Source organism: Sphingomonas sp. ERG5 (assembly GCF_000803065.1).
GTDB lineage: Bacteria > Pseudomonadota > Alphaproteobacteria > Sphingomonadales > Sphingomonadaceae > Sphingomonas.
The window spans coordinates 95,154-103,860 of the sequence record NZ_JSXI01000048.1 but is presented as its reverse complement, the minus strand read 5'-3'; the positions used below and the strand labels follow the sequence as shown (position 1 = coordinate 103,860).

At 63.1% G+C, this 8,707-nt stretch carries 9 protein-coding genes; 6 read left to right on the top strand and 3 right to left on the bottom strand.

Features of this window, described 5'->3' with window-relative positions; genetic code table 11:
* Positions 1-72: 72 nt before the first annotated feature.
* Complete coding sequence (locus OO12_RS16775) at positions 73-507, top strand: Lrp/AsnC family transcriptional regulator (protein ID WP_034159852.1); 435 nt, start codon at positions 73-75, stop codon at positions 505-507.
* A 114-nt stretch (positions 508-621) separates the two neighbouring features.
* Here OO12_RS16775 and OO12_RS16770 read toward each other — a convergent pair whose 3' ends face one another.
* The 3 genes from OO12_RS16770 to OO12_RS16760 are packed head-to-tail and all read right to left on the bottom strand — an operon-like array spanning position 622 to position 3,216.
* Entirely contained in the window at positions 622-1,410 is a 789-nt protein-coding gene (locus OO12_RS16770; protein WP_034159851.1) for a class I SAM-dependent methyltransferase, read from the bottom strand.
* A complete protein-coding gene (locus tag OO12_RS16765) occupies positions 1,407-2,021 on the bottom strand; it encodes a glutathione S-transferase N-terminal domain-containing protein (protein ID WP_034159883.1) in 615 nt (204 codons plus the stop codon). Before OO12_RS16765 ends, OO12_RS16770 begins: the two co-directional genes overlap by 4 nt.
* 4 nt (positions 2,022-2,025) lie before the next feature.
* Positions 2,026-3,216, bottom strand: a complete 1,191-nt coding sequence (locus tag OO12_RS16760; protein WP_200887498.1) for an MFS transporter — start codon at positions 3,214-3,216, stop codon at positions 2,026-2,028.
* A 50-nt stretch (positions 3,217-3,266) separates the two neighbouring features.
* Between OO12_RS16760 and OO12_RS16755 the strand changes: the two genes are divergently transcribed.
* The 5 genes from OO12_RS16755 to OO12_RS27010 all read left to right on the top strand — a co-directional run bounded on the left by OO12_RS16755 (position 3,267) and on the right by OO12_RS27010 (position 8,696).
* Positions 3,267-3,827 (top strand): Lrp/AsnC family transcriptional regulator, encoded by a 561-nt coding sequence (locus OO12_RS16755; protein ID WP_327196033.1) that lies wholly within the window; start codon positions 3,267-3,269, stop codon positions 3,825-3,827.
* A gap of 108 nt (positions 3,828-3,935) precedes the next feature.
* Complete coding sequence (locus OO12_RS16750; RefSeq protein ID WP_034159849.1) at positions 3,936-5,072, top strand: glycosyltransferase family 4 protein; 1,137 nt, start codon at positions 3,936-3,938, stop codon at positions 5,070-5,072.
* A gap of 66 nt (positions 5,073-5,138) precedes the next feature.
* A complete protein-coding gene (locus OO12_RS16745; RefSeq protein ID WP_034159848.1) occupies positions 5,139-6,542 on the top strand; it encodes an NAD(P)H-dependent flavin oxidoreductase in 1,404 nt (467 codons plus the stop codon).
* Positions 6,543-6,778: 236 nt separating this feature from the next.
* The gene (locus OO12_RS16740) at positions 6,779-7,798 is read left to right on the top strand and encodes a diguanylate cyclase domain-containing protein (protein ID WP_082006598.1); all 1,020 of its coding nucleotides are present in this window, start codon (positions 6,779-6,781) and stop codon (positions 7,796-7,798) included.
* Between the two features lie 16 nt (positions 7,799-7,814).
* Positions 7,815-8,696: a TonB family protein gene (locus OO12_RS27010; protein ID WP_160296832.1), complete on the top strand. Its 882-nt coding sequence runs from the start codon at positions 7,815-7,817 to the stop codon at positions 8,694-8,696.
* The last annotated feature ends 11 nt before the right edge of the window (positions 8,697-8,707 follow it).

Genomic DNA, 8,707 nt, shown 5'->3' with positions numbered 1-8,707 from the left:
TTCAGAAAGGCATATTATGATTTTTACCTAAGATAATGACTTGAAATTGAGTTTTTGCCTAAGAGGTGGTCGATGCTGGACGATGTGGACCGGAAGATCGTGGAACTGCTCGCGGCCAATGCGCGCATCTCGCTCAAGGACCTGGCGCAACGCGTCGATCTGTCCTCACCGAGCGTGTCGGAGCGGCTGCACCGGTTGGAGGACCGCGGCGTGATCAGCGCCTACACGGTCGATATCGACCCTTATGCGCTGGGGTACACGCTCCAGGCGATCGTCAGGATCAAACCGTTCCCGGGCAAGCTCCCCGCGACGCAGCGCCTGATCGAGAAAATTCCGGAATTCATCGAATGCTACAAGGTGACGGGCGACGATTGCTACATCGCCCGCGTCTATCTCCGGTCGATCGAGCAACTTGATGCGATCCTCGATCGCATCGTCGACTTTGCCGAGACCAGGACCTCCATCGTCAAGGCGACCACCGTGAAACGGCGTTTGCCGCCGCTTTGAGCGATGGGTTCTAAAATCGGTCGGCGATGCGACCGCCGGCCGAGCGTGCGGATCATCCTGAACGAACAGAAACGGTCCCGCCCTGGCTGACCGTCTCGCCAACATGCCGCCAAATCAACATGGCCCTGACGGCTCGATCGTCCGGCGCGCGGTCACGATCCAGGCGCGCGAGTCGAAGAGCACACCGTCCGCGGTCAGGTGCGCTTCCAGCAAGGTGCTTACTCTCCGGAGCGCCGCATCAGGTGACGCGCCCATGTCCGCAAGCCTGTCCTTTATAAGGAAAATCTCGATCATGGCTTCCTGCGCCGCGTCGACGTCCGGACCGTAGAAGACCGGCTCACGCACTTCGGCAAAGTCGATCGAAGCAAAACCGGCCGCCGTCAGAATACGCGTCGTGTCCGCGCGATCGCCGAGCGAGAATGCGCTGGTCGCGCCTGTCGGTGGCATGCCTCCCGGATCCAGCGCATCGTGAATGGCGACGGCCCATTCATTGCGATCGCGGCGCTGCCACACCATCAGCACGAGACGCCCTCCAGGGCGCAGCGCCCGGCCGATATTGGTGAAGGCGGCGACCGGGTCGGCAAAGAACATCGTGCCGAAGCGGCTGATGCACAGGTCGAAATGCGCAGGCTCAAACGCGTGGACCTGTGCATCGCCCAGCTCGAACGAGACGTTCCGTAACCCTGCTTCCGCGCTGCGGTCGCGCGCGATGCGGAGCATGTCTTCCGACACGTCCACGCCGAGCACACTCCCCTCAATGGCAGCGCCGGCAGCTTCCCGAGCGGATTGCCCCGCACCGCAGCCGATATCGAGCACGCGGTCCCGCATCCCGATCTCAAGGGCGGCGCGGAAGCGCTCATTATGGCGCCGCAACTCGGCGTCGTAGAAATCGGCCCGATTCATTTCTCGACTCCGTCTTCCAGCCGGGAGCCGGAGAGCGTGGCCTCCCGAGTCAGCGCCGCTTGTACAGCGGGGCGTGCTTCGATTCGTGCCACATAGTCGCGAAGCCGCTCGTCCAGGGGAAATTCCAGATAGAGTGCGCCGCGCGCCATGACGAACAGATAGGCGTCCGCCACGCTGAACGTTTCACCGAAGAGATAGCCGCGCGTGAGACGGGGCGCGACACAGTCGAACCATCGCACGATGTCGCCGGCGATCGGCCCTTGCGTATCTTCGGGAAGCGACAAATAGATCGGGAATCTTTTGTGGATCTCGCTGGCGATGAAGCTCAGCGTCTCCAGCAGCCGATAGCGCCCGAAATCCCCTGGCGGCGCAAGTTGCGGGGCGCGGTCGGCCACCCAAGCGAGGATCGCGACATTTTCGGTCAGCACCCGACCATCGTCGAACATCAGCGCCGGCACGAGTCCATTCGGATTGATGTCGAGATAGGAACTCCCGTCGACCAGCCGCTTGGACTCGGGATCGACTTCCGCAATCTCGAACGGGAGCCCGGCCTCCAGCAGCGCAATATGATCAGCAAGGCTGCTGAACCCGGGTGCAAAGAATAGTTTCATGGCATCAACCTCCATTCTTGAGACGGAATCGAATGAATTTTCGCCCCTCGGTTCCCGACACGGGCCTCCGGCGGCGCTGGATCAGCGCTGTCGCCAGCGCGGGCACGATGCAGCCGGCCGACGCGACCGCGCAGCCGGCGAGGCCGAACCGCTCAAAGAGTGGCCGGTAGAAGAATACGCCGGCAGAGGCGGCCAGATAGGTGACCGTGCTGTAGAGGCCCATGATCGCGCCGGGCTGGGTAGGGTCGAGCGCCGTCAACCGCGCGACAATCAGGTTGAGGCCGATATGATTGGCGGCGCCCCAGGCAAAGCAAAGGGCGATGAGTATCGCCGCATGCGCCGAAGTGGCGGCCAGGGCGACATAGACGAGACCGAGGCCCAGAAACGTGACCGGTGCGGCGGCGGTCGCCCCATGGCGATCGAGCAGGCGGTCGGCGAAGGTGGCGATGCCGAAGCCGAGACCATAGGCCATGGGCGCCAGGCCGGCCGCTGCCGTTGAGAGCTGCAAGGCTCCAGTGAGATGCGAACCGAGATAGGCGTACAGGCCGTAAAAGGCCGCCATATAGGCAGCGACCGTCAGCAGCGCAGGGGCAATGCCGCGGACGCGAAGCGCGGTCAGCGGCGAGCTCGGACGCGTGGCGGGGGTCGGGACCGCCAGTTCCCGGCTGCGGTGGACCGCGACGGCAAGCCAGCCCGCCGCGAGGGCAAGTGCTGCGAACACCAAGCGCCAATGGGCGAAATCGGCGATAAGGGCCGACAGGCTCACGCCCGCGACCAGGCTGACGGTCCATCCCGTGAGGACCAGGCCGAGCGTCTCGCTCTCGCGCCCTTTCTCTGCGACATGGGCGGACAGCACATAGATGGCCGGCAGCGCGCAGCCCGCAGCGAGACCGGCGAGCGCCTGGGCCAGGCAAAGCACCGGTAGGTTGGGCGCGGCGGCGGACAAAGCGAGCGCCGCCATCATGACGAGCAGCGAGCGGCGCAGCGCCGCTCGCTGGCCGATCCTGTCGATGCCGGGGGCCAGCACCAAGGCGCTTATGGCGGTGGCAAGTCCGTAGATCGCGGCTGCCGTCATCACGCCGGCCGCGTCGATGCCGGGAAAGGAGAGGGCGACCGCGCCCGCGATCGGGCTCAGCACCAGCGAGTTGGCGCCGATCACCGCGATCGATCCGGCGAGCGGCAGAATCTTGCGCATCAACATGGGTTTGTCCTAAATCTCATTAGGCGTTATATAGAAAAGCACGAATGAGATTCAGGAAAGGGCTGAATATGTCGAGCGTGGAAAAAACAGATCATGTTCGGCGGCCCCAGCCAGCTGGGCGCTCAATCGATGCATTTGACCGAAAAATATTAGGCGCGCTCGCATCGAATGCGGACATCAGTTACGCGGAGCTTGGCCAGATGGTCGCCCTGTCGGCGCCCGCCGTTCACGACCGGGTCAAGAAGCTGCGTGCGTCAGGCTGTCTGCGTCGCACGGCGGCGTTGCTCGACGGACCGGCCATCGGCAAGCCGCTTCTCGCCTTTGTCCATGTCGACAGCGCGGGTTGGGGCGGGACTCAGGAACTCATGACAGTGGCCGACCTGCCGGAGGTGGAGGAGATACACTCCGTCGCCGGCGACACCTGCATGTTGCTCAAGGTACGCTGCGCCTCAACCCGCGCGCTGGAAGCGCTACTCGCGCAGCTTTACGCAACGCCGGGCGTGAAGAGCACCCGCAGCTATATCGTCCTGTCGACGTATCTCGATCGCACCGCACAAGCCGGCATCACCGAGTTCCCGCCGGTGGGGCAAGTTTACGCCGTCTGACGGTCCGGCCCTGCCGGGCCGCTGTCCGACGCCGATGATCTTGTCGTAAGGGAAGGCGCGCAGGAGAAGCACATGACGCGGGCAGATTTCCGCGCTAGTTCGCGGCGCATGGCGCAGCCGGTCAACATTCTTCACCTTCATTCGACCTTTAATCTGGGCGGCAAGGAGGCGCGTGCGGTCCGGCTGATGAATGTCTGGGGCGACCGCGCGCGGCACACCATCGTATCCGGCATGCCCGATCAGCTTGGTGCGCGCGATGCGATCGCCAGGGGGATCAACTATGAAATCGCGCAGAACCCGCCGCCGCTGACCGGGCGGCCATCGGTCGCGCGGTTCGAGGCGATTGCGCGCTTCATGCGCCGCTTCGACCTGGTGCTGACCTATAATTGGGGCGCGATCGACGGCGTGATGGCGCGCCGGGTCTTCGCCAAGGGCATGCCGCCACTGGTTCATCATGAGGATGGCTTCAATTCGGACGAAGCGACCGGGCTGAAGATCGAACGCAATCTGTACCGGCGCGTCGCGCTGCCCGCCGCTCACGCCATGGTGGTGCCGTCGCAGACGCTGCACCGCATCGCGCTGGATGTGTGGAAACAGCCGGTCGGGCGCGTGCATCGCATCGTCAATGGCATTTCCACCGGTACCTATGCCGGCAAGCCGGTGGCCAATTCGATCCCTGGCCTGAAGCGCAAGCCGGGCGAAATCGTGGTCGGCACGCTCGCGGGCTTGCGTGAGGTCAAGGATCTGCCCGCTCTGGTACGGGCGGTCGGCGGGTGTTCATCGCGCATCCGGCTGGTCATTGTCGGCGAAGGACCGGAGCGCGAGGCTATCGTCGACGCGGCGGAACTGATGGGGATTGCCGACCGGCTGGTGATGCCGGGATTCCTGCCCGAGCCGCATCGCTATATCGGACTGTTCGACATCCTCGCTTTATCGTCGCGCAGCGAGCAATTTCCCATCGCGGTGATCGAAGGGATGGCCGCGGGCCTGCCGATCGCCGCGCCGCATATCGGCGATATTCGTAGCATGGTGTCCACGCCGAACGAGCCTTATATCGTCGATTACACCAGCGAAGTGCGGCTGCGCGATTCGATCGAGGCGCTGGCCCGCGACCCGAAAGCGCGGGCCATGCTGGGCGCGGAGAACCGCAAAAAGGCGGTCGCGGAATATGACGAAGGCATGATGATCGGACGCTATGCCGGCCTTTATGAGGCCGCAATGGGACGTCCCGGGGCCCTGAGTTGAGTCGCAATTTGCTCGCTAACGGGCATCCTTTGGCTATATCGAGCGTATGTTAATCTGGAGGTCGTCTTGTTCAAAGGTCTGAAGCCCATCATCTATAACGGCCAGGAAGTCTGGCCGATCGTGGAGGGTGGCAAGGGCGTGGCCGCGACCAACCATGCCTCGGCCGGTGCCTGGGCCGCGGCCGGCGGTATCGGTACGGTTTCGGCCGTCAATGCCGACAGTTACGACCCCGATGGCAAGATCATCCCGCAAATCTACACGGCGCTGACCCGGCGTGAACGCCATGAAGAATTGATCGAATTCGCGATCGAGGGCGCGGTGCAGCAGGTCAAGCGCGCGTTCGACATTGCCGGCGGCAAAGGCGCGATCAACATCAACGTGCTGTGGGAAATGGGCGGTGCGCAGCGCATCCTGCACGGCGTGCTCGACCGCACGCGCGGCATGGTCGCGGGCGTCACCTGCGGTGCGGGCATGCCGTACAAGCTGAGCGAGATCGCCGCATCGTACGAAGTCAGCTATTTGCCGATCATCAGTTCGGGCCGGGCGTTCCGCGCGTTGTGGAAGCGTGCTTATTCCAAGGCATCGGAATGGCTTGCGGCGGTGGTTTATGAAGATCCCTGGCTGGCCGGCGGCCATAACGGCCTGTCCAACGCCGAGGATCCGCTCAAGCCGCAAGATCCCTATCCACGCGTCAAGGAATTGCGCGAAGTGATGCGCGAAGGCGGCATTTCCGATGATGTGCCGATCGTCATGGCGGGCGGCGTCTGGTTTCTGCGCGACTGGTCGAACTGGATCGACAATCCGGAACTCGGCAGCATCGCCTTTCAGTTCGGCACCCGGCCGCTGCTGACGCGGGAAAGCCCGATCCCCGATGGCTGGAAAGCCAAGCTGATGGATATCGAGGAAGGCGAAGTGCTGCTGCATCGCTTCTCGCCCACCGGCTTTTATTCCAGCGCGGTCAGGAACCCGTTCCTGCGTAGCCTGGAAGCGCGTTCGGAGCGCCAGATCGCCTTTTCGACGCAGGAAGCGGGCGATCACACCTTCCAGCTCGACGTCGGAGTGAAGGGCCGGAATTTCTGGGTCACGCGCAACGACCTGCTGCGCGCGCGGCAATGGTTCGGTGAGGGTTTCACCGATGCCCTGAAAACCCCGGACAATACCCTGGTCTTCGTCTCGCCGGAGGAAAAGGGCGTGATCCGCAAGGACCAGGCTGATTGCATGGGCTGCCTCAGCCAATGCGCTTTCTCGTCCTGGTCGGATACCGAAACCAACTCGACCGGGCGTCTCGCCGATCCGCGCTCCTTCTGCATTCAGAAGACGCTGCAGGACATCGCGCATGGCGGGCCGATCGAACAGAATCTGATGTTCGCCGGGCATGGTGCTTATAACTTCAAGAAGGATCCCTTCTATTCGAACGGCTTCGTGCCGACGGTGAAGCAGCTGGTCGACCGGATTCTGACCGGAGATTGAGTGTGAGGCGGTCGGACTGAGCAGGTCGGCGACGTATGTTTTGGCATTTCGAGTGTCAAAACATACGGTGTTGCCGAACCGGGCCGCACAGCCGCTCATTTCCGACAGCCTTGTCGCTTCGGCTGATGCTTCCGGGCTCAGGTCCTTCGCTGGCTTCACACTCTAATTCGTCCTTAACTCTTGCCGCGTAGATCGTTTGCCGGGCCGCTTGTTGCGAGCCGGCAGGGAGCGCGTTGATGAGGCATGATTCGGTTCGATCGATGGCGGACGCGGCACGGGCCGTGCCATCGATTGCCCGACTCAATCGCCTCTATGATCGCGCGACGTCGTTGGTCACGCTGGGGGCATGGGAATGCGACCTCGATACTTCGGCGTTGATCTGGACCAGCGGTGTCTATCAGCTGTTCGGCCTGTCGCCGCTGATCGCGCCCGACCGCGCAGCCATCGTTGACCTTTACCATGAGGAGTCGCGGCGCGAGATGGAGGCGCTGCGGGCCGAGGCGATCGCGACCGGGCGCGGCTTCGCGCTCGATGCCCGTATCCAGACCGTCTCGGGCGTCGAGCGCTGGATGCGCCTGACCGCCGATGTCGAGTGCGAGAAGGGAAGGGCACGGCGGCTCTACGGCGCCAAGCAGGACATCACCGAAGACCGCGCGCGGACCGAACGCCTGCGCCGTCTGGCCGAGCGCGATCCACTGACTGGGCTTGCCAATCGCGGCATGTTCCAGACCAACTTCTATGATCTGCCCGATGCGCTGTTGCGCGCCCGTGGCGTGTCGGCACTGGTGTTGATCGATCTCGACGACTTCAAGCTGATCAACGACCGGCTGGGGCATTCCGCCGGTGACGATTGCCTGCGCCAGGTCGCGGCGCGGCTGAAGCAGTTGTTTGTCGATGCGGAAATGGTCGCGCGCATCGGGGGCGACGAGTTCGCCGTGCTGCTGCGCGGTATCCATGAGCGCGACGAACTCAATCACCGTCTGGAACAGGTTCTGGCGGCGTTACGCCGGCCGGTGCTTTGCCACGGCGAGCCGGTCGCGGTGAGCGCGTCGGCCGGCGCCACGCTGATCGACGATATGACGGTCCATGACCCGGCGCTGCGTTTTTCCGAAGCGGACTCGGCGCTGTATCTCGCCAAGGCCGATGGCCGTGGTCGCGCACGTATCTTTGCGCTCGATGGTCGATCGGCACGACCACATTTGTCGCAGCACTGGACCGCAATGCACCCGCCCATTCAGCTCCGACAGGTTGGCTGATACGGTCCTGATATGTTTGATCGGCGATCCATCGCATCACCCCATTGCGATCTCGCGGGCGGCATGGGATGGTTTCGGCGAACCGGGGCCGGGGGGTGAAATGAAAATAGTTGCGATGATACTTGCGTTGGCGGCGCCGCTGAGCCCACCGGCTACGGAGGCTGCGCTTGCTCCATCTGGTAAATGGAACATCGAATATGCCAACAACCTCTGCCTGCTCTCGCGGGAGTTCGGCGCCGGTGATGCGAAGATCAGGCTCGGCATACGACCCACGCGCCTGGGCAGTTTCACTCAGCTTGTTCTCATACGACCGGTGAGCGTCGGGAAAACGAGCTATGGCGATGCCCGGGTGACGCTGATGCCATCCGGCGTTCCGGCCAAGGCCAGCTACAATACGTATAAGCCGGTCAAGGATATCGGGCAGATCACAACAGTAGAGGTCAGGAGCCAGGCTCTCGCTGGATTGGAATCCACGAATGAAATCGCGGTTACGCTGGGAAAAGGCGCTGCCATTCGCGTTGCGCCGACGGGTATGGTCAAGGCAATGGCCGCACTTCGCGTCTGCGAAGATGATCTGCTGGCCTCATGGGGTGTCGATCCCAAAAAGCAGGCGAGCCTGGCCAAGAAGGCCGAGGCCATAGGAAGTCGTGCCGATTTCTGGCCGTCAGGCATTTATCCCAGCGGCAACCCCGAGGGCACAGTGCTTGTCGGCTATACCGTGCAGGCCAATGGCCGGGTCGCCAATTGCCGGATTCTTTCAAGCAGCAAGAACGCGGAGCTCGATAAGCTGACGTGCCAGTCGGTTACGTGGCGCGGGCGATATCATCCGGCGATCGGGCAGGATGGAAAACCCTCGGATTCCTTCGAAACCAATCGCGTGATCTGGGTTGTTAACTAGCGATCGCCGGG